Origin of the sequence: Thiocystis violacea (assembly GCF_016583565.1) — a bacterium.
Classification (GTDB): domain Bacteria; phylum Pseudomonadota; class Gammaproteobacteria; order Chromatiales; family Chromatiaceae; genus Thiorhodococcus; species Thiorhodococcus violaceus_A.
Genome location: NZ_NRRF01000040.1, coordinates 19,951 through 45,850, shown reverse-complemented (window position 1 = coordinate 45,850; position 25,900 = coordinate 19,951). Strand labels below are relative to the sequence as shown.

Below are 25,900 nucleotides of genomic sequence, written 5' to 3'. Positions count from 1 at the left end.
ATCAGATCGAGATGTGGTTCTCGATCCTGGCGCGCAAAGTCCTGCGCCGTGGCAACTTCACCTCCATCGACGACCTTCAGAAACGCATCAGCGATTTCATCGACTTCTTCAATCGCACGTTGGCCAAGCCCTTCCGCTGGACCTATGAGGGAAAGCCGCTCGCAGCATGAATGATTAAACAGTCTCGGGATTTCCACTCTGTTGCACTAGGTAGGTTGGTTGTTGGTAGGTTGGTTGTTGGTAGGTCGGTCATGGGAGCAGGGCGCAAGGATGCGCCGTTTTTCAGGGATCGCGTCTCGATGGATCTGTATCAGGCTTTTGGTCGTGTCTCCGGTGGTTGTGTCTCCGATCGTTGTGTCTCTAGTCGTTGTGTCTCTAGTCGTTGTGTCTCCAGACGAGGGCGCCGCCGCGGCGACGCCTTCGTGCTGGGTATCTCGATTCTGAATTCGGCGCCAGGGTCGCGCTGACTCACCTCGATCCGCCCACCCATGGCCTTGGTCAGGCGCTGCACCAGCGCCAGTCCGATACCCGTCCCGGAAATTGCCTCGGTCTTAGCCTCCGTCCCCCGATAGAAGAGTTCGAAGATGCGTTGGCGTTGGTCCTTGGGAATGCCGGGACCAAAATCGCGCACGCCGATGCGCACCCAACCGCCTTCCGTGAGGTCGCAGCCGATCTCCACGCGGCGGATCGGCGCGCGCGCGGTGAACTTGAGCGCGTTGTCCACCAGGTTGATGAGGATCTGAACGAAGGCGTCCGGATCGGCCAGGATCTCCGCCTCCAGATCACAGCGCATCCTCAGGGTGAAACCGGCGCGCTCCACCTGGCTTGCGACCCGCTCTTGCACCATCGCCATCAGCTCCCGAATCGTCATGGGCCTGGGCTCCAGCACCAGGGCGTCCCGTCCGATGCGGGCGAGCTGGAGCACGTTGGCGATCAGGCGCGACAGCCGCTCGCTCTCCTCGTGAATGAATCGGTAATAGGTCGCCTTGCGCTCCTCGGTGGCGAAGCCGGCGCGCAGCATTTCGGCGTACATGCGAATGGAGGTCAGGGGCGTCTTCAGCTCGTGGCTCACGGCCGAGACGAAGTCCTGCTGCTGGCGCACCAGCGCGAGCTGACTGCAGCCCAGGCGGTACATCAGCCACCCGCCGGCGAGGAGCACCAGGGCGAGCGCGGCCGCCATCCATCCGATCACGCCAGCACCCGGCGGGAGGGGCAGGCGGCTGACGCTGTAGATCAGCTCCAGCCCACCGAAGGGCTCCTGCATCCGGGTGCGGTAGAGCAGGGCGCCGCTCAGCGGGGGCGGCCCGCTCCTCAAGGGCGTGGAGCCGAGTCGGTAGTCGCCCTGAGGTTCGGCCCGGAAGCTCGCCAAAACCTCGCCGCGATAGGCGACGATGAGGTGTGTGGTGCGGGCCAGCACCGTGCTGCCCAGCGGCTGGGCGATCAGGGCCTCCAGGAAGGGCGCCTGCGCGATCAGCGCGCCCTGAATGATGCGCTCGCCCCCGCGCCAGACGCTGCGAAAGAGCAGCAGGTGCCCGGAGTCGAGCAGGCCCACCTCGAAGGGCTCGACCGCGTTCTCGAACAGCTGAACCGCTTTGCGCTCGCGCTGGGGCGCGGTCTGCTTCTCGATCCGGATCTCGTCCGCCGGCGCGATGGCCGCGGAGACGGCGTCAGAGGTTTCCGTTTCGACGAGCCCGCCCTTGTCGAGGCGCCCTGACCGCTGGCGCTGGCTGCGCACCGCCAGATCCTCGTCCAGCTTCAGCTCCTCGGTGCGGGCCGGACGTCGCGCCTTGAGTGCCTCCAGGCGCGGTTCCGCCTCCTTCGCCGCCAGCCGCTCGAAGGCCGCCTGGGAGAGGCGAGGATCGGTTTCGAGCTTGGGCCGAGCGGCCTGCTCCCGAGATTCGGCCATGTTGGCCGACGCGCGCGGCGCTTCCAGGTCGGCGACCGCTCCGAGCCGGTCAGACGCGAGGCGCGGCCCCGAGCCGCCGACGGCTGGCGCGGCCGGTAACGGCGCGGCGACCTCGGGGGCGAGTTCCCGGGTGCCGCGCTCGACCAGCCGATTGCCGACCAGGATGCCCTGAATCTGCTGTGCCCGTGCCTGGCGCATGGCCAAGTCCGCTGGGTCGACGCCATAGTCCGCCGGTGAGACTCCGGAGTCTGGCACCAGGGGTGAGCTGAAGCTGCCGTCGGGCGCCACCTCGAACCAGCCGATCAGCCCGGGGATGGTCGCGCCCACCGGCAGATCGGCCAGGGGCGAGCGCCTGGTGTAGGGGGTGCCTGGATCGCCCGAACTGACCAGAAAGCCGTAGTCCTCGATCGGCCGGGCATCCTCCGCCAGGATCAGCCGCGTGAGCGACTGGTCGATGCGGTCCGCGAGATCCTCGGCGATCAGCTGCTGTTGGCGGAAGGACTCCCACTTCATCTGATCGTAGGCCTTGTGGACCAGGAGCAGACTCGGGACCGCGAGGGCCAGGATGAAGAGGCCGATGCCGAGCCGCAGGCGGTTGCGCGCGCGATGGTGATCCGAGCCTTTCATGATGCAGGCTCTGGGTCGCGCGACGGGTCGCCGCAGATCCCGTCCATCAGGACTGACCCAGCAGGCGATAGCCGACGCCGCGCACCGTGACGAGCCATTGCGGCTCGGCCGGTTCGGGCTCGATCTTGCGCCTGAGCTTGGCGATGTGGATGTCGACCGTGCGGGTCTCCAGCCCGCAGTCCCTGGCGTAGCCCCAGACCTTGTTCAGCAGCTCCTCGCGCGAGACGGGCCGCTGCGCATTGGCCGCGAGGTATTTGAGGATGTCCACCTCGCGCTGGGTGAAGGGGATCTCCTTGGCGCCGCGTCGCCCGCTCAGGTTGCGCGTGTCGATCTCCAGGTCGCCGATGCGGATGCGATTCACCTCGACGTCCAGCGCGCCGCTGCGCCGCAGCACCGCCTGCACGCGCAGCACCAGCTCGGTCACCGAGAAGGGCTTGGCGACGTAGTCGTCCGCCCCGAGCCTCAGCCCCTGAATGATGTCGGCATCCGCGGTGCGGGCCGTGAGCATGATGATCGGCTGCGCCCGGTCGACCGCGCGCACCTGGTCGCAGATGGCGAAGCCGTCGAGTCCGGGCAGCATGATATCCAGCAGGATCAGATCGAAGGTGCCCGTGAGCGCCTTGGCGAGCCCGCCCGGACCCTCGGCCGCGGTCTCCACCTCGAAGCCGTGAAAGACGAAGAGATCCTCCAGCCCGACCCGGATCGGTTCTTCGTCCTCGATGATGAGTAGGCGTGATTTGCGGGACATTTCGGAAGTTTTCAGTTGTCAGTTGTCAGTTGTCAGTTGTCAGTTGTCAGTTGTCAGTTGTCAGTTGTCAGTTGTCAGTTGTCAGTTGTCAGGGTCATTCTCGTGATACCGCTCCGTGGTGTCACGTTTGCTGTGGCGCTCTGCGCCGAGCAGGTCACGCCGACGATCGCCGCCCACAGGGCGCCTCTCGATAACCGATAAAACGCGCGGACTGAGCCGCTCAAGAAATGCTTCACAGCCCAAGAGCTGGCTACAAGCTCTTGCTGCCACCTGCCACCTGCCACCTGCCACCTGCCACCTGCCACCTGCCACCCTATCTCCCCCGTCCTCGCCCCTTCGTAAATTCCTCGTAAAACATCGCCTCTCGCTTTTACCAAGCCCTGTCTACGACTCCTGGCGACGGCTCCCTAGACTGAATGCGTCAGTCAACGAAGTCCCGAGGAGGTCACGAAGATGGCATTCATCACCCGGTTGTCGCGTCTCATGCGCGCCGATCTTCACGCCATGCTGGATCGCCTGGAGGCGCCGGATCTAGTGCTGGCCCAGGCCGTGCGCGAGATGGAGCAGACCCAGGATCAGGATAGACGCAGCCTCACTCGGCTGGAGCGCGAGCGTGCCCGGCTGCGGGATCGCGAGGCGGAGCTGGGCCGCATCCTGCGCCAGACGGCGGAGGCGCTGGACGACTGCCTCGCGGCCGATCACGACGACCTGGCCCGGCCCGTCATTCGGCGCCGACTGGAGACCGAGCGCCAGGTCGGGGCACTGCAGCAGCGTCTGCGGGCACTGGACGCGGAGTGCGAGGCGCGCCATCGACAGCTCGCCGAGCAGGAGGCGCGGCTCCTGGATCTGCGCGCCCGCGCGGCGCTCCATGACGAAGGCCGCGACGCCGACGAGGGGAGGGTGAGCGACTCCTGGTCCTCACCCGGCGAGACGGTCCGCGAGGCGGATGTCGAGGTGGCCCTGCTGCAGGCCAAGCGCCAGCGGGGGACAGGGGCATGAGCAGACCCGGATTCGCCGAGGGTGTCGTGGTCGCCCTCATCGCCGCCTTGGGGGCGACGATCGTGCAGGCCGGCCTTGGCCTCTTCCTGCCGCGCGCGGACCTCGCCCAGGTGCTGTGTATCGGCCTGGGTCTCGGCTACGGCCTCTATCTGATGGGTCGCAGCGGTGAGCGGGTCGGGCGGGTCGTGCTGGTGGTCGCCTGGGTCGCCATCAGCCTCTTCGTCGGAGCCCTCTTCGCGGGACTTTGGCCGCAGATCCTCACCCAGCTGGCACTGGTCTGGCTCACGCGCACCCTTTACTACCACGCCGCGCCGACGGCCGCCTTGCTGGACGCCGGACTCCTGCTGCTGGGATGCGCCGCGGCGGTCTGGGCGCTCCAGCGCACCGGGAGCCCCTTCCTGATGGTCTGGACGCTCCTGCTGGTGCAGGCCCTCTTCACCATGATCCCGACAGGCGTCGGCTCGGTTGCGGGCGAGCGTCAAGCCCCCGACCCCTTCGCATCCGCCGAGCGCGCCGCCGAGCGTGCGCTACGCCGGCTCTCCGCCCGCCGCTGACGACGAGCAAAACCCGATCCACATCCAACCCGAGGAAGACATGATGAACATCCGGTCAAGAACCACGCTCGCCGCCCTGACGCTCATGGGCGTGACCGCTGGTGCCGTGTTCTATTACCCCAGCCTCCAATCCGCCGAGCCGACGCCACCGCCCGTCGTCGTCGACCCGGCGCAGCTGCCGCAGATCGGGCAGCATCCGGTCATCGAGGCTGTCTTCGTCCTGGACACCACCGGCAGCATGGGTGGGCTCATCCAGGCCGCCAAGGACAAGATCTGGTCGATCGCCTCCACCATGGCGATGGCGCAGCCCGCGCCCGAGATCCGCATGGGCCTGGTCGCCTATCGGGACCGTGGCGACGACTATGTGACCCGGGTCGTCGACCTCTCCAAGGATCTCGATGGCGTGCATAGCGAGCTGATGCAGTTCCAGGCCCAGGGTGGCGGCGACGGTCCGGAGAGCGTCAATCAGGCGCTGCACGATGCCCTGTACCGGATCGGCTGGAGCCAGGACCCGAGTGTCTACCGCGTCATCTTCCTGGTCGGCGATGCCCCTGCACACATGGATTATCAGGACGACGTGCCCTATCCGCAGACCCTGGCGGCGGCCAAGCAGCGCGGTATCCGGGTGAACGCCATTCAGTGCGGGACCCTGGGACAGACGGCCACGGAATGGCAGCGCATCGCCCAGCTCGGCTTTGGCAGTTACTTCCAGGTCGAGCAGGGCGGCAGCGCCGTCGCCATGACGACGCCCTACGACGCCAAGCTCGCGGCGCTGTCGGCCGAGCTCGACGAGACGCGCATCTACTACGGCAAGACCGAGGAGCGTGCCAAGCGGCGCGCGAAGCTGGATTCGGAGAAGGCTGCCAAGGCCGCCGCATCGCCCGCCGCCCTGGCCAGCCGGGCGGGCTTCGTCACCTCGGAGAGCGGCAAAGCCAGCCTGCTGGGTGAGCGAGAGCTGGTGGACGAGGTCGCGAGCGGTCGCGTCGACGTCGCCGATCTGCCGGCGGAAGAGCTCCCCTCGTCCCTGGCGGATATGGATGTCGGCGCGCAACGTGCCGTCATCGCCGAGAAGGCCGAGACGCGGAACGCGCTGCGCGAAGAGATCCAGGTGTTGTCCAAGCAGCGCTCCGAGTACCTCAACGCCCAGGTCGAGGCGAAGGGCGGTGCCAAGGACTCACTGGACCACAAGATCTTCAGCGCCGTGCGTGAGCAGGCCGCCGATAAGGGGCTGAGCTACGACAAGGCCGCGCCTGTCTACTGAGCGGTTGCGTGGGAACCCCCGACCGACGATCGACGGGGGTGGTGTTGCCCGAAGCGCCTAAGTCTAGGCGCTCGGGCAGGTGAGGCGTTCGAGCTCGGTCAGGGTGGCGAAGGCTTGCTCCCGGTTCAGGCCGCACATGTCCAAGGTCGGCGCCAAGGATGCGCAGACGCTGGGTCGCTGCGTGGAGCCGAACAGTCCGCAGGAGAGGTCCGCCGTGAGCTGGACGCAAGGGACGCCCGCGGCTTTGCCATCCGGCATGCCCGGAATCGGGCTGCTGATCGAGGGCGCAATGCAGCAGGCGGCGCATCCGGGGCGACACGCGATGGCGTCTTGGCGAGGGCCGGCGTGTCCGCCCGGGCCGGCTGAAGCGTCCATCGGCCCGCCTGCCCTCAGCGTCGCACGCCCAGCCGTTGGCCGAGCTGGACCTTGTGTCCGGCCTCCAGCCCCTGCTCCCACTGCACGCGATCCGGCGGGAAGAGCAGGATGACGGTGGAGCCGAGGTTGAAGCGGCCCATCTCGTCGCCGGCCTCGAGGCGGATGTGCTGGCAGTCGTCGGAGTAGTCCCAGCGCTGGATGTCGCGGCCGCGGTGGGGCGGGGTGATCTCGCCGGCCCAGACGGTCTCCATGCCGCCGACGAAGATGGCGCCGACCAGGATCAGCCCCAGACTGCCGGCCTCGGTGTCGAAACGGCAGACGACGCGCTCGTTGCGGGCGAAGAGTCCGGGGACGAGCCGCGCGGTGGTGCCGTTCACGCTGAACAGCTGGCCCGGTACATGGATCATCTGCGTGAGATCGCCGCGCAGCGGCATGTGGATGCGGTGATAGTCGTTCGGCGAGAGGTAGATGGTCGCGAACTGACCGCCGTCGAAGGGGTGCGTCTCATCCGCCCCGAGACCGAGCAGATCCCGCACGCTGTAGTGGTGGCCCTTGGCCTGAATGAGCCTGCCGTCGGTGATCGGGCCGATCTGGCTGATGGCACCGTCGACCGGGCAGAGGATGGCGCGTGGATGCGGATCCAGCTGGCGCGCGTCCGCCCTGAGCGCGCGGGTGAAGAAGGCGTTGAAGTGCGGATAGGCCGCAAGATCCGGCTCCAGCGCCAGACGCATGTCGATGCGGTAGAGCCGCGCGAAGACCCGGATGATGAGTGACTTGAGTGGCCGCCAGCGCACGCGCGCCAGCCGATACATCTGCTCGGAGAGCCAGCGTTGGGGGATGAGGTGCTGGAGCGCGACGAAGAGGCGCTCACCGAGTCCAGGCGTGGTGGATGCTGTCATGGCTGCTCTGCAAGCAAGGTGGCGGCGTCGGCGAAGATGGCCTTGAGATCCTCGGCGACCGCGCCGCCGGTCTCGGTCGCCGGGAGGAGTGCGATCAGCTGGGCGCCGGGACCGAAGACGAAGAGCGTCGGCTCTTCATCCTCGCCGAGGCCGAGTGCCGCTCGGAGTCGGGCGATCTCCTCGGCCCCGCCGCCGAGGATGCGCAGGGCCGGCGAGAGCCGGGCGAAGTCGCGCGCAAGCGCGGGTGCATCCCGCGTCTCGACCAGCACGAGCTGCAGCGCGCGTCTGAGGTCGGCCTGATCCGCGACCCGATTGGAGGCATCGACCAGTCGTTGCACCGCGCGCTGTCCAGACGCCTGCGCCAGATCGCCGAAGGCCATCAGCGTCCAGTGCTCGGCAAGATGGCCCTGGTCGAACGCTTGGCCGAAGGGATCGCGCAGCGCGAAGTTGGGGATGGCCCCCGACGGGCGGACGAGCACACCGTTGATGCGGGTGGGCTCGCCGCCATCGCGCTGATGCTGGTTGCCCCACTGATAGCCGAACACGAAGAGGGCCATGGCCCCCAGGGCGAAGACCAGGCGCAGCCAGAGGTTGTGGCGATTGCGTAGCAACATCCCTGGTGCCGCCTAGGGTGCGTCGAAGCCCTGGTCGAGCACGGCGCGCGCCGCCGCGAGGGCGGCGCCCGCGTCCCCGTGGTGCCCCATGGCCTCCAGCTCGGTCGCGAAGGCGCCGAGGCAGAGCAGGATGTTCGCCGGCCGGCTGCTGTAGCCCATGAGTCCGATGCGCCAGATCTTGCCGGCGAGGTCGCCCAGTCCGGCCCCGATCTCTAGGTTGTAGCGCTGCAGCAGGCGCGCACGCAGGACCGCCTCGTCGATACCGGTGGGGACCGAGACGCTGTTGAGCTGCGCCAGACGCTCCGCCTCCGGCACGATCAGCTCCAGACCGAGCGCCTCCAGTCCGGCGCGCAGGGCGAGATGGTGGTGGCGGTGGCGCTTCCAGGTCTGCTCCAGTCCTTCCTCCGCCAGCATCACCAGGGATTCGTGCAGGGCGTAGAGGGCGTTGACCGGCGCCGTGTGGTGGTAGGTGCGCTTCTGCTCGCCGCTCCAGTAGCCCATCACCAGGTTCAGGTCCAGGAACCAGCTCCGCACCTTGGTGGTGCGGGCGCGTACCTTCTCCAGGGCGCGCTCGCTGAAGGTGACCGGCGCCAGCCCCGGGGTGCATGAGAGACACTTCTGCGAGCCGGAGTAGACCGCGTCCAGGCCCCAGGCATCGACCTCGACCGGCGAGCCGCCGAGCGAGGTGACGGTGTCGACGATGGTCAGGCAGTCATGTCGGCGCGCGATCGCGGCCAGTGCCTTGGCGTCCGAGCTGGCGCCGGTGCTGGTCTCCGCGTGCACGAAGGCGAGGATGCGCGCGCGCGGATGCTGCCCCAGGGCGCTCTCGACTTGATCCGGATCGACCGCGCGTCCCCAGGTGCCCTGCACCACGATGGGCTTGCCGCCCGCGCGCTCGACGTTCTCCCGCATGCGCCCGCCAAAGACGCCGTTGACGCAGACGACCACCTCGTCGCCGGGCTCGACCAGATTGAGGAAACACATCTCCATGCCGGCCGAGCCGGGCGCCGAGACCGGCATCGTCAGCGCGTTCTGGGTGCGGAAGGTCGCGCGCAGCAGCGTCTTGAGCTCGTCCATCATGGCGACGAAGGCGGGATCCAGGTGCCCGATGGTCGGTCGGGCAAGGGCCGCGAGCACGCGCGGGTGGACATCGGCCGGGCCAGGCCCCATCAAAGTGCGGGGAGGCGGGTTGAAGGAGTGAATGGTCATGAGGGCCTTCCGGAGATCTGTCAGCAGGCGTCGCGGCGGGCGAGAAGCCCGATTGAGTGAGCCGTACCCGAGCTGGACGCAAGTGGGCTGGATACAAGTCGACCAGAGAGTATAAGGGAAGCGCCGATTCAGTGCGTTTCTCATGCGGCCCGCGATGCCGGGGCCGGTCGAAGGCCAGCAAGGCTGTTGGTCAGCCTCATCCCATCGGTTGCGGCGGCGCGGCTGGGTAGCGTGCGAAATCGATCCGACAGGATCCAACGAGAGGTCAAGATGAGCAGACGAGTCGAGAAGCCAGACGCCGAATGGCGCGCCGAGCTGACGCCCGAGCAGTATCAGGTGTGCCGGCAGAAAGGCACCGAGCCGGCCTTCACCGGCAAGTACTTCGACCTGAAGGCATCGGGCGTCTACCGCTGCAGCTGCTGCGGCGAGCCGCTCTTTACGTCGGAGGAAAAGTTCGACTCCGGCACCGGTTGGCCGAGCTTCTGGCAGCCGACGGACCCGGCCGCCGTCGGCACCGAGGAAGATACCGCCTACGGCATGCGTCGAACCGAGGTGCACTGCAACGGCTGCGGGGCACACCTTGGTCATGTCTTTCCAGACGGCCCGAGACCAACCGGCCTGCGCTACTGCATCAACTCGATCTCGTTGGACTTCACGTCCAACGAGCAGTGAGTTCCGCATCGAGTTCGGTCGCTCGGTAGGATGGGCAAAGCCCGTGCGATGCGCTTCGTTCGGAGCGCTGGTGCTCGACGGGCGTGCCCATCATCCCAGCGCGGTTCCTTGCAGGATGGAATCGGGATTGCCGGTCTGTCGGTTCGCGGTCCCCTAATCCGCCTTGTCGGTCGGCTCGGCCAGCTCGGTCGGCAGCTCGATCTCCGTCCCGTCCTCGGACTTTGCGGCCTCGCCGTTCTGCTCGGGCTCGTTTGGACCCGTGCCCAGGATGCCGGTTGCCGCATTCTTGCCCGGGACCTCGAAGCGCATCTCGGGCCAGATCGCCAGACCCTTGGCGGCGGAGATGGTTCCCCCCGCCTCTTGATCGATGGCCGTGCCGCTGAGCGCCGTGCGCACGATCATCGGGCTCTCGCCCGTGATGCCGGTGAGCTTGCCCGTGCCCCCGGTGAGGGTGAAGGTGCCTTTGCAGGCGCCCGGCGCCCCGTCGCAGTTGAATTCGGCGTAGACGTAATCCCCCGTTGGACTCTCCAGAGTGCAGTAGCCGTGTCCCTGCAATTGATTGGTGAGGACGTGGATGATCTGCGTCGAGGGACAGGTGAAGAGCGCGGTGTCGAAGAGACCGTCACCATGCTCGATGTACATGATGCCCTCGAAGGTGCCGATGAACTGCAGCTTGTCCACCGCGACCTGGAACAGCTGCCCGTTGGCCTCCCAGGGCGCCAGGATCTTGGCCGTGCCTTGCTCGGCGGCGAGTGGCGGCGCGAGGCAGAGGAGGGAGAGGACGAGTGACAACGCTTGGCGCTGCATAGGGGCTCCGGGTCGAGGTGAAGTTAATCGGTTGAATCGGCGGTGATTCTAGGGCAATGGAGGCGGCGGCGTCGATGGCCTTCCGGCGCCGAGGCTCCGCGGCAGCATGCACTGTGATGCGTCGGGCTTCGCCATGTGTCCGGGTTTCCGGCGCGACACCCCCCTCGGCTCCAGCCCAGCCGCCATGGGCCTGTCGATCCGATGCTGACCGCCGAGGCGGTCATGGGTTAGATTCCCGTCCAGGATCGATTCTCCGGAGCGCCGAAGACGCGTGGACCAAGCCCTGTTGCGGACATTCCTGGAAGTCGCGCGCACGCGCCACTTCGGGCGGGCGGCGGAGGCCCTGTGCATCACCCAGTCCGCGGTGAGTGCGCGAATCAAGCAGCTCGAGTCGACGCTGGGCGTCGAGCTGTTCAACCGGCGCCGCAACGACATCCAGCTCACGGCGGCCGGGCAGCGTCTGCGCTGGCATGCCGAGCTGATGATGCGGGCCTGGGAGCGCGCCTGTCTGGAGGTGGCACAAGACGGCCGCGCGGGCCGCGTCCTGGCGCTGGGCTGCACGCCCGATCTGTGGTCGGTGCTCGCGCGCGACTGGGTGGTCCGGCTAGACTTGGCGCGCCGCGAGTTCGGGCTGCAGATCGAGCTGCTGTCGCCGGCCGACCTCTCGCAACGGCTGCGGGTCGGCTTGCTCGATGTGGCGTTCACCTTCGAGTCGGCCTGCGATGCCGAGCTCGAGCTGGAACGGATCGGTTCGGTCGACCTCGAGCTGCTGGCGTCGCGACCTGGGCTGCGCCCGGATGAGGCCTTCGGTGACGGCTATATCCAGGTCGACTGGGGGAGCGCCTTCATGGTGGCGCACGCGACCGCCTTTCCGCAGGTGCCCGCGCCCGCGATCCGCGTTTCGCACGGGCTGATCGCCCGCGACCTGCTGGAGCCTCTCCAGGGGGCGGCCTATCTGCCGCGCGCGCTCGCCGAGCCCTTGGTCGCGGCGGGGCGGCTGTTCTACGTCGAGGGCGCGCCGGCCTACCATCGCCGGCTCTACCTCATCTATCGGCCTGGAGGGGCGGTTGCCGAGCTCATCCAGCGGACACTGGTCGAGCGTCGCGAGGAGGCGGTATGACCGAAGAGAGGACCGAGACCCAACCCTGCCTGCTCGGTTGGCGCGAGTGGCTGGCGCTGCCCGAGCTGGGGCTTGCGCGTATCAAGGCGAAGGTGGATACGGGTGCGCGCACCTCGACCCTGCACGCCTTCTATGTGGACACCTTTCGCCGCAAGGGACAGCTCCATGCGCGCTTCGGCGTGCACCCCATTCAGCATCGCAACGATATCGTCGTCCACGCCGAGGCCGCCGTGATCGATCAGCGCCATGTCCGCGACTCGGGCGGGCATCGCGAGGAGCGCTACATCATCCAGACGACGCTGGCGCTGGCGGGGCAGGCGTGGCCAATCGAGGTCACGCTGACCAACCGCGAGAGCATGCTGTTCCGAATGCTGCTGGGCCGCACGGCCATCGCCGGAAACGCCCTGGTCGATCCAGGCAGATCCTTTGTGACGGGACGCGTCCGCCGCCCCTGGGATGCCTATTGTGCTGAGCCGCCGGCCGTGACGCCGTGCTGAGCCGCGCCGGTTTCTGCGGGGGATAGACTTCACCTAGCGCGCTCCAGCATACTCGGCGCCAGATAGGCCATGCCATGGCCATTGGGAACGCCTCTGGGGCGCTGTTCCGATGGTCCGGGCGCGACCCTGGCCGGCAGTGGGCTTGCGAGCAAGAGACTATGAGCATCGACTGGAACGATTATCCCTGCGACGAATTTTATGACGAGCTGGTCGCCGCGCCGGGGAAGGGGCGCGAGGCGGTCGAGGGCCTGCTGGCCGATCTCGAGGAGCTCGGTCCGGACGAGCTGGTGGCGCGACAGGAGGCGGCCGACGTCGCCATCAAGGAGATGGGCATCACCTTCACGGTCTACTCGGAAGAAGGCGGCGCCATCGACCGTACCTGGCCCTTCGACATCATCCCGCGCATCATCCCGCAGGCGGAATGGGAGCGGGTGGAGGCCGGCCTCAAGCAGCGCGTCCAGGCGCTCAACCTTTTCATCGACGACCTCTATCACGACCAGCGCATCATCAAGGACGGTGTCTTTCCCGCCGAGGTGCTCGCCAAGTCGGTCAACTTCAGGCCGCAGTGCGTCGGCATCGACCCGCCGCTCGGGATCTGGGCGCACATCTGCGGATCCGACCTCGTGCGTGACGGCGATGGCACCATGTACGTGCTGGAAGACAATCTGCGCGTCCCCTCGGGCGTCTCCTACATGCTGGAGAACCGCCTGGTCACCAAGCGCGTCTTCCCCGAGTTGTTCGAGCATTACGCGCCCCTGCCGGTCGACGACTACGCCTCGCAGCTCTTCGATACGCTCGCCGCGCTGTCGCCGCGTCCGGCCGACTACCCCGAGGTGGTCGTGCTCACGCCCGGCATCTACAACTCCGCCTACTTCGAGCACGCCTACCTGGCGCAGCAGATGGGCTGCGAGCTGGTCGAGGGCCGCGACCTCTTCGTCGACGATGAAGACTGCGTCTACATGCGCACCGTCGACGGCGCCGCGCGGGTGGATGTCATCTACCGCCGGATCGACGACCTCTTCCTGGATCCGGAAGCCTTTCTGCCCGAATCCGCGCTCGGCGTGCCCGGCCTGCTGCGGGCCTGGAAGGCGGGCAATGTGGCCCTCGCCAACGCCCCGGGCGCGGGTGTCGCGGACGACAAAGTGGTCTACTCCTTCGTGCCCGAGATCATTCGGTACTATCTGGACGCGGAGCCCATCATCCCCAACGTGCCCACCTACCGTTGCATGGATCCCGACTCCCTGGTCTACACCCTGGAGCACATGGAAGAGATGGTGGTGAAGCCGGCCAATGAGTCCGGCGGTTACGGCATGCTGGTCGGGCCGGCCTCGACCAAGTCTGAGCGCGAGAAGTTCGCCGAGCTGATCAAGAAGGATCCGCGCAACTACATTGCCCAGCCCGCGCTCAAGCTCTCCACCGTGCCGACCATCGTCGGCCGCAAGCTGGAGCCGCGCCATGTCGATCTGCGGCCCTTCATCCTCTCGTCCGATCGCCAGCAGGTCACCATGGGTGGGCTCACGCGGGTGGCGCTGCGCAAGGGCTCGCTGGTGGTCAACTCATCTCAGGGCGGCGGCAGCAAGGACACCTGGATCCTGCCCGAGCAGTCTGAAGCCAACCAGTCGTAGGGAGCGGATTCGATGCTGTCGCGTGTCGCGGAAAATATCTATTGGCTGTCCCGCTATGTCGAGCGCACGGAGAACACCGCGCGTATCGTCACCGTCAACGCCAATCTCCTCATGGACCTGCCGAAGGGCATCGCCCCCGGTTGGCGTCCACTGATCGATATCACGGGCGCCAACGCCCTCTTCGAAGAGCACTACAAGGATTACGGCGAGCGTCAGGTCCTGAAGTTCCTGATCGGCGACGAGCGCAATTCGGGCTCCATCCTCTCCGCCTTGGAGGCGGCTCGCGAGAACTGCCGGACCATCCGCGACTTCGTTCCCCGCGAGGCCTGGGAGCTGCTCAACGAGCTGCATATCTTCGGGCGGGAGCAGCTCGCCAAGGGGCTGACGAAGGGCGGGCGGCACGCCTATCTCAAGCATATCGTGCAGAGCATCCAGACCATCACCGGCATGCTCTCCGGCACCATGATGCACGACCAGGGCTATGACTTCCTGCACCTGGGCCGCTTTCTGGAGCGCGCGGACATGACCTCGCGCATCATCGACGTGCGCTCGGCGAGCCTGTTGCCGGCGGAGGCGACCGAGCTGCGGCCCTTCGAGACCATTCAATGGGTGAGCGTGCTCAAGTCGCTCACCGGCTATCAGGCCTACCGGCGCAGCGAGCAGGTGCGGGTCCAGCGTGGTCCCGTGCTGCGCTTCCTGCTGCAGCATGCGGCCTTCCCGCGGTCCGTGGGCTATTGCCTGGACACCGTCCGGGTCAGCCTCGAGAAGCTCCCGCGCAATGAGGCGAGCCTGCGCGTCCACGGGCGTCTCAAGCGCAACCTGGAAGGCGTGGTGCCTGGCCGCTTGAGTCATCAGCAGCTGCACGCCTTCCTCGACGAACTCCAGGTCGGTGTTGGCGATCTTCATGGGGAGATCGCCAAGACCTGGTTCCCGCCGCCACTTGAGAGCCAATCGCAGTCCCAGACCCAGGGTTGATCACGTCTCAGGTGATTTCCGGTAGGCAATCTCTCAACAGCATCGATCGCGTAGGATGGGCAAAGCCCGTGCGATGAGCTTCGTTCGGAGCGCCGGGGGTTGGCGGGCGTGCCCATCATCCCAGCTCGGCGCCTTGCAGGATGGGCACGTCCGTCCAGCGCCGAGGTGACGCTCAAGCCCGGAGCGCGGACTTTGCCCATCCTACTAACTGCCGCGGGCGTTGGGCGGCCGACTCAGGGCGCCGAACTGTCCGGCGGGCTGGTCAGCCCCATGGCGAGATCCTTCAGGGTCACGCCCTCGAGCGCCTTGGCGCGTGCCGACTCCAGACTGGCTTCGAGACGCTGCATGCCTGGCGCCGGCGGCATGCCGCGAAAACCGCTCTGGCGCTCTTCGTAGCTCCGCACCCGCTCCAGCAGCTCCATGAGCCCGATCCCCTCCGGCGCCTGTGCGAGCACGAAGCCGGGCGTCTCCGGGTTCGCCGACAGCGTTCGGACGATATAGCCCGCGTCTTCGAGCATGTTCAGCACGTAGCGGATGTTGAGGCTCGGCAGCTGTGCCTCCTTCGACAGCTGCTCGCAATCCCAGGGCGGCGCGCCGTTGAGATGTCGGTGCGCGATCTCCGCGGCGATCGAGAGCGCCAGACGCTCGCGCAGCCGGTTGCTCAGTCGGATCTCCCGGCTCCCCGTCGTCAGGAATTCCGGGTGCTGGTGATAGAAGGCGACGCTGGTGCCGATGAGCAGGATCAGCCAACCCAGGTAGACCCAGATCATGAAGAGCACCAGGATGGCCAGGCTCGAATAGATGGCCGTGTAGCGGGTCGAGCCCGCCATAAAGGTCGCGAAGACGTCGCCGATCACCTCCCAGAGCAGGCCGGCGAGGAGGGCGCCAATGAGCGCGGAGGTGACCTGAACCCGTGTGTTGGGCACGAACACATAGACGAAGGCGAAGGTGAGGGAGATCATCACATAGGGTGCGAGCACGCTCGCGATCTCGATCAGCGTGCCCATGGGCGCGAGGTGCATGACCGACTGCACAAAGGTGTTGCTGCCCAGGGACGCGGAGATCCCGAGGGCCGAGAAGAAGAGCACCGGCCCGATCGTGAGCACGCTCAGGTATTGCGTGAAGCGCTGTCCCAGCGGGCGGACCTCCGTGACGCGCCAGGCGTAGTTGAAGGCGCCCTCGATCTTCTGAATCAGCGAGACCACGGTGTAGAGCAGCATCGCGAGACCGACCGAGCCCAGCACCCCGACCTGCATGTTGTCCACGAAGCTGATCAGCTGAGCCGTGATCTCGCGCCCGGACTCGCCCAGCGGGGCGAGGGCGTTGGTCAGCAACGGCTCCACCTGGTTGTGGACGCCGAAGCCCTTGAGCACGGAGAAGCTCACGGCGAGGAGCGGCACCAGGGACAGCAGGGTCGTGTAAACGAGACTCATGGCATGGAGCGACAGATTGCCCTGGGTCAGATCCCGTGCGATGGCGTATACGAGGCGCCCGCCCCAGATGAGCGTCGTCTTCCAGCGCGGCATTGGGGCCGCGTCCTGGCTCCAGAGCAGGTCGTTGATGCGTTTGGATAAGGTAGTGTCGTGCCCCATGGATACGTGGCCCCGGCTGGTCGTGTCAGTGTCGGTGGTCGAATTGTGGCACGGGTACCGCCCCCGCGCCTTTGTTGGTTGACCGTGCTGCGTTTGTCCACCCGACAGAAGACGACTGTTTCGAGGCATGATCGACGCCAAGCTGTTGCTGGCGCCGTGGCGGCTGTCGTCGAGCGGGTGCCAAACACAGATCCGCAGGCCCTGAACTAGACTGAGAGCGGAATCCGTCGCGCGAGGCCGCGGTGGCTGGTGTCAACTGCTAGAGGAGATTGCCATGTTCAGGGTCTATTCGATTCGGATCGCGACCTTCGCCGCCCTTGGCGTGCTGTCGGTCCTGTGGTCGGCCATGGCGGCCGGCCAAGCGCCCAGGGCGGGTGCGGCGGCGACGCTCGAGGTCAAGGTGCTGGAGGCTCAGGTATCGCCGGACGCGGGGCAGGGGGAGCGCCCCGAGGCAATCTATCGCATGGAGGTCATCTCGGTGCTGAGCGCCACCATCCGCGTGAAGCCGGGGGACATCATCATGGTGCGCACCCAGGCCCCGAGCACGGCGGCTCAGGATAAGGGCCTTCGGCCTCGCGGCTGGATCGGTGTCGCCTATCTCAACCCAGACCCCAAGGCCGGCGGCTCCGAGGCACCTTCGCGATTCGTCGCCGCTGCAAACGGCAGGAGTTTCGAGGATCTCCCGCCCACGCCCCCTTCCCTGAAGTGGACCGAGTACCCTCGACAGGGCGCCGAGTGAGCTACCGCCTCCGCGCGCCTCGAGTCGCTCGCTTCGCCCTGGGGCCTGGCCTATCGAGGCCTTAGCCTCGGTCGGCGGGGGCGGTCAGACAGTTCAGACCGGCCTGTGATTGCAGCGCGAAGCGACGCAGCCGGTCCAGCGCGCGCGAGGCAGTCGACCTCGGCTCCTCGACCGCCCTCGTCAGGAATTCTCCATCTCCCTCATTCTCCACCGAGTTGCGTACACTTCCGCCTGAACTGACGGCCCGAAGTCGGGCTAGCCTCCCCAGAAGTCCGCTCCAACGCCACGCCGCCACGCAACGTGAATCTGCTAGGGAAGCGCATACGAGCTGGTTTGGGACGCGTCGCTTGTCCTGGATCAGGTGTGCGCCTGGTAGTGTGCGGACCTCTCCGTGTCCTTGGCCGGTGGCCGGTCTGGTAACTGGCTGATCCATCTCCCTGTTTTTCAGCGCCCTTCGTCCAGGCTGTGCAGCGCCTATCCGGCGGCCCGTTTCGATGGATATTTCCGTCTCCGCAGACGCCGGGGCAATGGGTAGACTAGCGGCCCGCACGCGTCTGCGTCGCGTCATCGTATCCCGCTCCACTGCGCACCACAGGGCACCCGTGAATCCTAGCTTCGTTCATCTGCATCTCCATTCCGAGTATTCGCTGGTCGACGGACTGGTCCGAATCAAGCCGCTGGTGAAGGCGTCGGCGGCGGCCGGGATGCCGGCCGTGGCCGTGACGGACCAAGGCAATCTCTTCGCCCTGGTCCGCTTCTACAAGGCGGCGGTGGGCGCGGGCCTGAAGCCTATCGCCGGCGCGGATCTGTGGGTGCGCAATCCAGACGACCTCAACCAGCCGCACCGCTTGGTCGTCCTGGTCCAGAACGCGAAAGGCTATCTGAACCTCACGCGGCTCATCTCGCGCAGCTTCGTCGAGGGGCAGCACCTGGGGGTGCCGCAGGTCGAGCGCGACTGGATCCTCGGGGCCAACGAGGGGCTGATCGCGCTCTCTGGCGGTCCGCGCGGAGACGTCGCCCAAGCCTTGCTCAAGGGCCGTCCGGCGCAGGTGGATGCCGTCCTCGCGCCCTGGCTGCGGGCCTTTGGCGACCGCTATTACCTCGAGCTGATCCGCACCGGCCGCGCGCAGGAGGCGGAGCTGATCGAGTCGAGCGTGGACCTGGCGATCCGCCAGGGTGTCCCGGTCGTCGCGACCAACGATGTGCGCTTCCTCGCGGCCACCGACTTCGAGGCCCATGAGGCGCGGGTCTGCATCTGCGAGGGGCGGACGCTGGACGACCCGCGCCGTCCGCGCAATTACAGCGAGGAGCAATACCTGCGCACCCCGCGGGAGATGGCGGAACTCTTCGCGGACCTGCCGGAGGCGCTGGAGAGCTCGGTGGAGATCGCCAAGCGCTGCAACCTGGAGCTCAAGCTCGGCGAGAACTACCTGCCGGTCTTCCCGGTGCCGGAGGGCATGACGACCGACAGCTTCTTCGCCGAGGCGTCGCGCAAGGGGCTGGAGTGGCGGCTCGAGCGCATCCTCGACCGCCAGGCGCCGGACTTCGCCGAGAAGCGCCGGGTCTACGACGAGCGGTTGCGGGTGGAGCTGGACGTCATCCTCCAGATGGGCTTTCCCGGCTACTTCCTCATCGTTGCGGACTTCATCCAGTGGGCCAAGGACAACGGCATCCCGGTCGGGCCGGGCCGTGGCTCGGGCGCCGGCTCGCTGGTCGCCTACGCGCTCAAGATCACCGACCTGGATCCCATCGAGCACGACCTGCTGTTCGAGCGCTTCCTCAACCCCGAGCGCGTCTCCATGCCCGACTTCGACGTCGACTTCTGCATGGAAGGCCGCGACCGGGTCATCGACTATGTGGCGCGCAAGTACGGCCGCGAGGCGGTCTCGCAGATCATCACCTTCGGCACCATGGCCGCCAAGGCCGTGGTGCGCGATGTCGGCCGGGTGATGGGCCATCCCTACGGCTTCGTCGACAAGATCGCCAAGATGGTGCCCTTCGAGCTGGGGATGACGCTCAACAAGGCGCTCGCCGAGAGCGAGGATCTCAAGAAGGCCTATGAGGACGACGAAGAGGTCCGCGCCCTCATCGACATGGCGCGCAAGCTCGAGGGGCTCACCCGCAACGCCGGCAAGCACGCCGGGGGCGTGGTCATCGCACCGACCCTGCTGACCGACTTCGCGCCGCTCTACTGCGAGCCGGGCGGCGAGAACCTGGTCACCCAGTTCGACAAGGACGACGTCGAGCAGGTCGGCCTGGTGAAGTTCGACTTCCTCGGCCTGCGCACCCTGACCATCATCGACTGGGCGCTCAAGACGGTGAACGAGGGCCGCGCGGCCAAGGGTGAGCCGCCGGTCGACATCAATCGGATCGAGGCCCATGACGAAGCGGCCTTCGCGCTGCTGAAACGCTGCGAGACCACCGCCGTCTTCCAGCTCGAATCGCGTGGCATGAAGGAGCTGATCAAGAAGCTGCAGCCGGACAGCTTCGGCGACATTACGGCACTCGTGGCCCTGTTCCGCCCCGGTCCGCTGCAGTCCGGCATGGTGGACGACTTCATCGACCGCAAGCACGGCCGGGCGGACGTCGCCTATCCGCACCCCGACCTGGAGCCCATCCTCAAGCCGACCTACGGCATCATCCTCTACCAAGAGCAGGTCATGCAGATCGCCCAGGTGCTGGCCGGCTATTCGCTCGGCGGCGCCGACCTGCTGCGCCGCGCCATGGGCAAGAAGAAGCAGTCGGAGATGGACAAGCAGCGCGCCATCTTCATGGAGGGCTCGGGCAAGCGCGGCGTCGAGGCGGACACCGCGACCTATATCTTCGACCTCATGGACAAGTTCGCGGGTTACGGCTTCAACAAGTCGCACTCGGCCGCTTACGCCCTGGTCAGCTACCAGACGCTCTGGCTCAAGGCGCATTATCCGGCCGCCTTCATGGCCGCGGTGCTGAGCGCCGATATGGACAACACCGACAAGGTGGTGACCCTGATCGACGAGTGCCGGGAGATGAAGCTCAGGGTGGAGCCGCCGACCATCAATCACTCCGCCTACCGCTTCACCATCGCCGACGAGGGCACCGTGATCTACGGCATGGGGGCGATCAAGGGCGTCGGCGAGTCCGCGATCGAGGCCATGCTGGAGGCCCGCCGGCAGGGCGGGGCGTTCCGCGACCTCTGGGACTTCTGCTGCCGCATCGATCTGCACAAGGTCAACCGGCGCGTGCTGGAGGCGCTGGTCCGCGCCGGTGCCCTGGACGAGCTGGGTCCGAACCGCGCCACCCTCATGGCCCATCTGCCGCTGGCGCTCAAGGCCGCCGAGCAGCACAACGCCACCCGGGAAGCGGGGCAGGTGGACCTCTTCGGCGCGCTGGAGCCGACCTCGGCCCCGGCGCCCGATCCGCAACTGGTCAGCGAGGTCAAGACGGACTGGGAGGACGAGCAGCGCCTCCAGGGCGAGAAGGAGACCCTGGGTCTCTATCTCACCGGCCATCCCATCGACCGCTATGACGCCGAGCTCAAGGCCATGTCCGCCGTGCGCATCGCCAAGCTGCTGGAGACCGACCGCGAGCTGGGCCGGCGCGACCGGCGCGACCGCGAGAAACGCACGGTCGCCGGGCTGGTGGTCAGCGTGCGGCACGGCAAGACGCAGCGCGGGCGCATGGGCTCGGTCGTGCTCGACGACCGCACCGGGCGCATCGAGGTCGCGGTCTTTTCAGAACTCTATGAGCAGACCCGCCAGCTCCTGGTCCCCGACCAGATCCTCAGCGTGACCGGCAGTCTGAACTTCGATGAGTTCCGCGACGCCTGGTCGATCCGCGCCGACAACGTGCGCACCTTCGAGCAAGCGCGCGAGTCCGCGGCCGACCACCTGCAGCTCAGGCTGGACCTGTCCCGGCCCGCCGACCACGCCGAGGGCTTGGCCCGGCTGCAAGCCCTGAAGGAGGCGCTGGCCGCCTTCCGTGAAGGCGATACGCCGGTGCGCCTCAGCTATCGCCGTCCCAGCGCCGAGGCCGAGTTGGCCCTGGGCAATGCCTGGCGCGTGCGGCCCTCGGACGCCTTGCTGAAGCGTCTGCGCACGCTGCTCGGCGGCGACGGGGTCGCGGTGTCCTACGAGCGCGCGGCCTCGCCTGCCGCTCACGGCGTTGAGCGCGAGCTGCCGCCGCTTCGGGCGGCCTCCTAACTTGTTCGATCTCGGGCCGCGGCTCAGAATCCGCCCATGATCCAAGTCACCCCAGGCATCCGCATCCCCGAGTCCGAGCTGTCCGAGCGCTTCATCCGCTCACCCGGACCGGGCGGGCAGAACGTGAACAAGGTCGAGACCGCCGTGCAGCTGCGCTTTGATGCCGCGCGCTCCCCCTCGCTCCCGGAGGACGTGCGCCAGCGTCTGCTGCGCTTGGCGGGGCGGCGCGCCGATGGAGAAGGCGTGCTGACCATCGAGGCCCACCGTTTTCGCACCCGCGAGCGCAACCGCGACGACGCGCGCGAGCGTCTGGCGGAGCTCATTCGTCAAGCGGCGCATCGGCCCAAGCCGCGTGTCGCGACCCGGCCCACCCGTGGCTCGAAAGAGCGGCGCCTGGCCGCCAAGCGGCTGCGCGCCGGCGTCAAGCAGCGCCGCTCGACGCGCCCAGGAGAGGACTGAGCCCCGAGCGCGTCGGACCTGCCCATGACTCCAGCTCGGAGCCTCTCGCTGTGGGAATGGTCTTGTGGGAGCGGCGCCCCGCCGCGACCAGCATCCGCTCATGAACAAATGCCATGGTTATTCCCCCCGTACTTTGCAGTACCATTTTGTGCACTGCAATAGCCGAGCCTTGATGCCTGTCCGATGATGTCCGACGCCCAGCCCCGTATCCGCGAAATTCCCTACAACTACACCTCCTTCTCCGATCGGGAGATCGTGATCCGCTTCCTCGGCGAGCCCATGTGGGACTTGATCGAGGAGCTGCGCGGCAGCCGTCGCACCGGACGCTCGGCGCGGATGCTGTTCGAGGTGCTGGGCGATATGTGGGTGGTGACCCGCAACCCCTACCTGCAGGACGACCTGCTGGAGAACCTGGATCGCCGGCGCCTGCTGCTGCAGGCGCTCGCGCACCGGCTCGATCAGTTCGAGCAGCGCCTCAACGACAACCAGCGCGCCGCCGAACTGCTCGCTGCCGCGCGCGCCGCGGTGGGGCGTTTCGGCGACTGGTTCGAGACCGAGCGCGTGCAGCGCGAGCGGCTGCGCAAGGCGCTCGGCGGCATCACGCGCAAGGACAACCTGGATTTCGGCGGTCTGGCGCGCGTCTCGCACGCGACCGATGCGACCGACTGGCGCGTCGAGCTGCCCTTCGTCGTCATCTCGCCGGATACCGAGGCGGAGGTCGCCCCCATCGTCAGCGCCTGCATCGACTGCGGTCTGACGCTGATCCCGCGCGGGGGCGGCACCGGCTACACGGGCTCGGCGGTTCCGCTGCACCCCCTGACGGCGGTCATCAATACCGAGAAGCTGGAAATCCTCTCCGGCGTCGAGCGCGTGGCGCTGCCCGGCGTGGCGGGGCTGGTGGCGACGGCGCGGTGCGGCGCGGGCGTGGTGACGCGGCGCGTCTCCGACCTGGCCGACGCGAATGGACTCGCCTTCGCCGTCGACCCGACCTCTCAGGACGCCTCCTGCATCGGCGGCAACATCGCCATGAACGCGGGCGGCAAGAAGGCCGTGCTTTGGGGCACGGCACTGGACAACCTGGCCTCCTGGCGCATGGTGACGCCGGATGCGGATTGGCTGGAGGTCGAGCGGCTGGACCACAACCTGGGCAAGATCCATGACCAGGAGCGAGTGCGTTTCCGCCTCACCCGCTTTGCCGCGGACGGCAAGACAGCGCGCGGCGAGCCCGAGATCCTGGAGATGTCGGGTCAGTCCTTCCGCAAGGTCGGTCTCGGCAAGGACGTGACGGACAAGTTCCTCTCGGGCCTGCCGGGCGTTCAGAAAGAGGGCTGCGACGGCATCATCACCTCGGCGCGCTTCATCCTGCATCGCATGCCGGATCAGGTGCGCACGGTCTGCCTGGAGTTCTTCGGGACCGATCTCGACCTGGCGGTGCCCGCGATCGTGGAGATCAAGGACTCCATCCAATCCCAGCCCGGCGTGCAGCTGGCCGGTCTGGAGCACCTCGACGAGCGCTACGTGCGCGCCGTCGACTACTCCACCAAGGCGGCCCGTCACGAACTGCCCAAGATGGTCCTGATCGCGGATCTGGTGAGCGACGACGCGGACGCGGTCACGGCCGTCGCCGAGCAGGTCGTTCGGCTCGCTCAGGCGCGCAACGGCGAGGGCTTCATCGCGGTGAGTCCGGAGGCGCGCAAACGCTTCTGGCTGGACCGGGCGCGCACGGCGGCCATCTCGCGGCACACCAACGCCTTCAAGATCAACGAGGACGTCGTCATCCCGCTCGCTCGGCTCGCCGATTACAGCCGTGGCATCGAGCGGATCAACATCGAGCTGTCCATCCGCAACAAGGACGCCAGCATGGCGGCCGTGCTCGAGTATCTCGACTCCGAGATGCCCGAGCTGCGCGTCGAGGGGGAGTATGAGGACTCGGACGAGAGTCGCGCCATCCTGCGGGCCAAGCGCGATGCCGCGCGCGACTCCATCGGCCGGGTGCGTGCCCGCTGGCAGGCCATCCTGGCGCGGCTCGACCAGCCCGCGGCCGACAACCTGGCGCTGCTCGAAGACGCCGAGACGGCGCGCATGCGCGAGGGCGACACCCTCATCGCCATGATGCTCCGCCGCGACCTGCGCCAGGCGCTCAAGGGCGAAGTGGCGGACCGGCTCGACGAGATCTTCTCGGGCCAGGCGCTCGCCCGCGTGCGCGAGCGGTTGCGGGAGATCCACCGGGGGGTGAAGGATGCCCGTCTCTTCGTCGCCCTGCACATGCATGCCGGCGACGGCAACGTCCACACCAACATCCCGGTGCACTCGTCCGACTACGCCATGCTCCACGAGGCCGATCGCGTCGTCGCCCGCATCATGGCGCTGGCGACCGGGCTCGGCGGCGTCATCTCGGGCGAGCACGGCATCGGCATCACCAAGCTGCAGTTCCTCGAGCGCGAGAAGCTCGACGCCTTCGTCGCCTACAAGCAGCGGGTCGACCCCGAGGCCCGCTTCAATCGCGGCAAGCTGATGCCCGGCTCCGGGCTGGATGGCGCCTACACCCCCTCGCTGCGCCTGGTGCAGCAGGAGGCCATCATCCTGGAGGAGACCGAACTCGGCGCCCTCAACGATGACGTCAAACACTGCCTGCGCTGCGGCAAGTGCAAGCCCAAGTGCATGACCCACGTGCCGCGCGCCAATCTCAGCTACTCGCCGCGCAACAAGATCCTCGGCACCGGACTCATCATCGAGGCCTTCCTCTACGAGGAGCAGACGCGGCGCGGGCTCTCGCTGCGTCACTTCGCCGAGATGAACGATGTCGCGGATCACTGCACCATCTGCCACAAGTGCCTGCCGCCGTGCCCGGTGGATATCGACTTCGGCACTGTGACCACCCGCATGCGGCGCATCCTGGTCGAGCGACGCCAGCGCAATTTCAGCCCGGGCGCCTGGGCGGCCATGCAGTTCCTCAACATCACGGACCCGCGGGCGATCCGCCTCATGCGCAAGGGCCTGGCCGAATGGGGCTTTGCCGCCATGAATCTGGCCCATCGCGCGGCCAAGCTCCTGCGTCTGACGCAGCAGCGCACCCAGCATCCGGGCGCGACCACCGGGCGACCGGCACTCAGCAGTCAGGTCGTGGAGCTGGTGAGCCGGCCGGTGCGCGTGGATCTGCCCAAGCAGACCTTCCGCCATCTGCTCGCCCTCGAGGACCGCAGCCAGGTGCCCATCCTGCGGGATCCCAAGGTCGTCACCGACGAGACCGAGGCGGTCTTCTACTTTCCCGGCTGCGGCTCCGAGCGGCTCTATTCGGACATCGGGCTCGCCACCCTGGCCATGCTCTGGGAGCAGGGCGCCCAGACCGTGCTGCCGCCGGGCTACCTGTGCTGCGGCTATCCGCAGAGCTCGGCCGGGCTGGAGGACCGCGGGCGTCAGATCACCATGGAGAACCGCGTCCTCTTCCACCGCATCGCCAACACCCTGAACTATCTGGACATCCGCACCGTGCTTGTCTCCTGCGGCACCTGCATGGACCAGCTGCTCAAGTATGAATTCGAGCGCATTTTCCCCGGCTGCCGCCTGCTGGACATCCACGAATGGCTGATGGAGAAGGGCGTGAGTCTGCACGGCGTCGAGGGCGTTCAGTACCTCTATCACGACCCCTGCCACACCCCCATGAAGCTCTATGCGCCGACCAAGGTCGCGAGCAGCCTCATCGGCCAGGGCGTCGGCCTGTCGGACCGCTGCTGCGGCGAGGCGGGCACCCTGGGCACCGCGCGGCCGGACATCGCCAACCAGGTCCGCTTCCGCAAGCAGGAGGAGCTGGCCGCCGGCATCCGAAACCTGACCGGCGGGAATCGGGTCACGGATGGCGAGGTGAAGCTCCTGACCTCCTGCCCGGCCTGTCAGCAGGGACTCGGCAAGTATCAGGACGACACCGGCCTCAAGACCGACTACATCGTCGTCGAGATGGCCAGTCGTCTGCTGGGGGAGGGCTGGCAAACGCACTTCATCGAGCGCGTCCGGCACGATGGAATCGAGCGCGTGCTGCTCTGA

20 protein-coding genes are annotated in these 25,900 nt (G+C 67.3%); 12 read left to right on the top strand and 8 right to left on the bottom strand.

The window, feature by feature from the left end:
* Nucleotides 1-310: 310 nt before the first annotated feature.
* Both CKO23_RS15770 and CKO23_RS15765 read right to left on the bottom strand, forming a co-directional pair.
* Nucleotides 311-2,533, bottom strand: a complete 2,223-nt coding sequence (locus tag CKO23_RS15770) for a sensor histidine kinase (RefSeq protein ID WP_200332775.1) — start codon at nt 2,531-2,533, stop codon at nt 311-313.
* 46 nt (nt 2,534-2,579) lie between these two features.
* A complete protein-coding gene (locus CKO23_RS15765; protein ID WP_200332774.1) occupies nt 2,580-3,281 on the bottom strand; it encodes a response regulator transcription factor in 702 nt (233 codons plus the stop codon).
* 453 nt (nt 3,282-3,734) lie between these two features.
* On the opposite strand from CKO23_RS15765, the gene CKO23_RS15760 reads away from it, so the two are divergent.
* From CKO23_RS15760 to CKO23_RS15750, 3 genes are read left to right on the top strand one after another with little or no spacing between them, the layout of a single operon-like run.
* Complete coding sequence (locus tag CKO23_RS15760) at nt 3,735-4,280, top strand: PspA/IM30 family protein (RefSeq protein ID WP_200332773.1); 546 nt, start codon at nt 3,735-3,737, stop codon at nt 4,278-4,280.
* Entirely contained in the window at nt 4,277-4,834 is a 558-nt protein-coding gene (locus CKO23_RS15755) for a hypothetical protein (RefSeq protein WP_200332772.1), read from the top strand. Before CKO23_RS15760 ends, CKO23_RS15755 begins: the two co-directional genes overlap by 4 nt.
* Nucleotides 4,835-4,877: 43 nt before the next feature.
* Nucleotides 4,878-6,095 (top strand): vWA domain-containing protein, encoded by a 1,218-nt coding sequence (locus CKO23_RS15750; RefSeq protein WP_200332777.1) that lies wholly within the window; start codon nt 4,878-4,880, stop codon nt 6,093-6,095.
* Between the two features lie 63 nt (nt 6,096-6,158).
* On the opposite strand, the gene CKO23_RS25715 is transcribed toward CKO23_RS15750, so the two are convergent.
* From CKO23_RS25715 to CKO23_RS15730, 4 genes are all read right to left on the bottom strand, one after another.
* Nucleotides 6,159-6,353 (bottom strand): Fe-S-cluster oxidoreductase, encoded by a 195-nt coding sequence (locus tag CKO23_RS25715; RefSeq protein WP_242482481.1) that lies wholly within the window; start codon nt 6,351-6,353, stop codon nt 6,159-6,161.
* Between the two features lie 131 nt (nt 6,354-6,484).
* Nucleotides 6,485-7,369 (bottom strand): archaetidylserine decarboxylase, encoded by an 885-nt coding sequence (gene asd / locus CKO23_RS15740; protein WP_200332770.1) that lies wholly within the window; start codon nt 7,367-7,369, stop codon nt 6,485-6,487.
* Nucleotides 7,366-7,983, bottom strand: coding sequence for a hypothetical protein (locus CKO23_RS15735; RefSeq protein ID WP_200332769.1), 618 nt, complete (start codon nt 7,981-7,983; stop codon nt 7,366-7,368). Before CKO23_RS15735 ends, asd begins: the two co-directional genes overlap by 4 nt.
* 12 nt (nt 7,984-7,995) lie before the next feature.
* Nucleotides 7,996-9,192, bottom strand: coding sequence for a pyridoxal-phosphate-dependent aminotransferase family protein (locus tag CKO23_RS15730; protein WP_200332768.1), 1,197 nt, complete (start codon nt 9,190-9,192; stop codon nt 7,996-7,998).
* Between the two features lie 270 nt (nt 9,193-9,462).
* On the opposite strand from CKO23_RS15730, the gene msrB reads away from it, so the two are divergent.
* The gene (msrB, locus tag CKO23_RS15725; RefSeq protein ID WP_200332767.1) at nt 9,463-9,864 is read left to right on the top strand and encodes a peptide-methionine (R)-S-oxide reductase MsrB; all 402 of its coding nucleotides are present in this window, start codon (nt 9,463-9,465) and stop codon (nt 9,862-9,864) included.
* Between the two features lie 153 nt (nt 9,865-10,017).
* Here msrB and CKO23_RS15720 read toward each other — a convergent pair whose 3' ends face one another.
* Nucleotides 10,018-10,671 (bottom strand): hypothetical protein, encoded by a 654-nt coding sequence (locus CKO23_RS15720; protein ID WP_242482480.1) that lies wholly within the window; start codon nt 10,669-10,671, stop codon nt 10,018-10,020.
* A gap of 271 nt (nt 10,672-10,942) precedes the next feature.
* Here CKO23_RS15720 and CKO23_RS15715 point away from each other — a divergent pair, with 271 nt between their 5' ends.
* The 4 genes from CKO23_RS15715 to CKO23_RS15700 all read left to right on the top strand — a co-directional run bounded on the left by CKO23_RS15715 (nt 10,943) and on the right by CKO23_RS15700 (nt 14,888).
* Nucleotides 10,943-11,791: a LysR family transcriptional regulator gene (locus CKO23_RS15715; protein ID WP_200332766.1), complete on the top strand. Its 849-nt coding sequence runs from the start codon at nt 10,943-10,945 to the stop codon at nt 11,789-11,791.
* Nucleotides 11,788-12,288 (top strand): ATP-dependent zinc protease family protein, encoded by a 501-nt coding sequence (locus CKO23_RS15710; RefSeq protein WP_200332765.1) that lies wholly within the window; start codon nt 11,788-11,790, stop codon nt 12,286-12,288. Before CKO23_RS15715 ends, CKO23_RS15710 begins: the two co-directional genes overlap by 4 nt.
* A 158-nt stretch (nt 12,289-12,446) precedes the next feature.
* On the top strand, nt 12,447-13,913 hold the full coding sequence (locus CKO23_RS15705) for a circularly permuted type 2 ATP-grasp protein (protein ID WP_200332764.1): 1,467 nt from the start codon (nt 12,447-12,449) through the stop codon (nt 13,911-13,913).
* Between the two features lie 12 nt (nt 13,914-13,925).
* Complete coding sequence (locus tag CKO23_RS15700) at nt 13,926-14,888, top strand: alpha-E domain-containing protein (protein ID WP_200332763.1); 963 nt, start codon at nt 13,926-13,928, stop codon at nt 14,886-14,888.
* 233 nt (nt 14,889-15,121) lie between these two features.
* On the opposite strand, the gene CKO23_RS15695 is transcribed toward CKO23_RS15700, so the two are convergent.
* On the bottom strand, nt 15,122-16,480 hold the full coding sequence (locus tag CKO23_RS15695) for a YihY/virulence factor BrkB family protein (RefSeq protein ID WP_200332762.1): 1,359 nt from the start codon (nt 16,478-16,480) through the stop codon (nt 15,122-15,124).
* Between the two features lie 274 nt (nt 16,481-16,754).
* On the opposite strand from CKO23_RS15695, the gene CKO23_RS15690 reads away from it, so the two are divergent.
* The 4 genes from CKO23_RS15690 (at nt 16,755) to CKO23_RS15675 (ending at nt 25,900) form a co-directional block, all read left to right on the top strand.
* Nucleotides 16,755-17,219, top strand: a complete 465-nt coding sequence (locus CKO23_RS15690; protein WP_200332761.1) for a hypothetical protein — start codon at nt 16,755-16,757, stop codon at nt 17,217-17,219.
* Between the two features lie 602 nt (nt 17,220-17,821).
* Entirely contained in the window at nt 17,822-21,400 is a 3,579-nt protein-coding gene (gene dnaE / locus CKO23_RS15685) for a DNA polymerase III subunit alpha (protein WP_200332760.1), read from the top strand.
* 36 nt (nt 21,401-21,436) lie between these two features.
* Complete coding sequence (gene arfB / locus CKO23_RS15680; protein ID WP_200332759.1) at nt 21,437-21,859, top strand: alternative ribosome rescue aminoacyl-tRNA hydrolase ArfB; 423 nt, start codon at nt 21,437-21,439, stop codon at nt 21,857-21,859.
* Between the two features lie 183 nt (nt 21,860-22,042).
* Nucleotides 22,043-25,900, top strand: coding sequence for a DUF3683 domain-containing protein (locus CKO23_RS15675; protein ID WP_200332758.1), 3,858 nt, complete (start codon nt 22,043-22,045; stop codon nt 25,898-25,900).